Annotated in this window: 1 protein-coding gene and 1 pseudogene; both read left to right on the top strand. The window is 71.4% G+C overall.

Translation table 11 applies throughout. The features are described from left to right. A pseudogene (locus tag AC1DWT_RS51600) lies at positions 1-136 on the top strand (2-phospho-L-lactate transferase); the annotation flags it as partial. Next, the coding region (locus AC1DWT_RS51595) for a coenzyme F420-0:L-glutamate ligase (protein WP_477926319.1) at positions 133-911 on the top strand (779 nt) is incomplete at its 3' end. The pseudogene AC1DWT_RS51600 and the gene AC1DWT_RS51595, both read left to right, overlap by 4 nt.

Below are 911 nucleotides of genomic sequence, written 5' to 3'. Positions count from 1 at the left end.
GTGGCTGGTCCACGACACCGACACCGCCGACGTCCCCGGGGTGGCCGTGGCCAGTGTGCCGTTGCTGATGTCCGACCCGGACGCCACCGCGGACATGGTCCGCTCCGCATTCGACCTGATGGGAGCCCTGCTATGACCGAACCGGAAAGACCGGCCGATCATGCGCCAGGCGGCGCGATCGAAATCCGGCCCATCGCGGGTCTGCCCGAGTTCCGGCCGGGCGACGACCTGGCTGCCGCGATCGTTGCCGCCGCGCCGTGGCTCGAGGACGACGACGTCCTCGTGGTCACCAGCAAGGTGGTGTCCAAGGTGGAGGGCCGGATCGTGTCCTCTCCCTCCGATCTCGATGCCCGTGAGGCCGCTCGGCGCCTCCTCGTCGAACAGGAAGCCGTCCGGGTCGTAGCGCGCAGGGGCCCCATCCTGATCACCGAGAACCGGCTCGGGATCGTCCAGGCGGCCTCGGGGATCGACGGCTCGAACGTCGACGGCGCCGAACTCGCTCTGCTGCCGGAAGATCCGGACGCCAGTGCCCGCACCCTGCGCGATGCGGTGAAGGGTGCATTGGGTGTCACCGTCGCGGTGGTGGTCACCGACACCATGGGCCGGGCATGGCGCAACGGCCAGATCGACGCCGCGATCGGTGCGGCCGGGGTGCCGGTGCTGCACGGGTACGCCGGGGCCCGGGACTCGCAGGGCAACGAACTCATGGTGACGGAGGTTGCGGTGGCCGACGAGATCGCCGCGGCCGGGGATCTGGTGAAGGGCAAGCTCGGTGGGGTGCCGGTCGCGGTGGTCCGCGGTCTGGGTTTGGCCGACGACGGGTCGCGGGCGCGGGATCTGATCCGGGCCGGTGAGGAGGACCTGTTCTGGCTCGGGACCGCCGAGTCGGTGGAGCGGGGGCGGGCGGAGGC

This window comes from Rhodococcus sp. P4_B6, assembly GCF_056402215.1.
The sequence above is the reverse complement of the archived record's forward strand: the minus strand, read 5'-3'. Positions and strand labels throughout refer to the sequence as shown.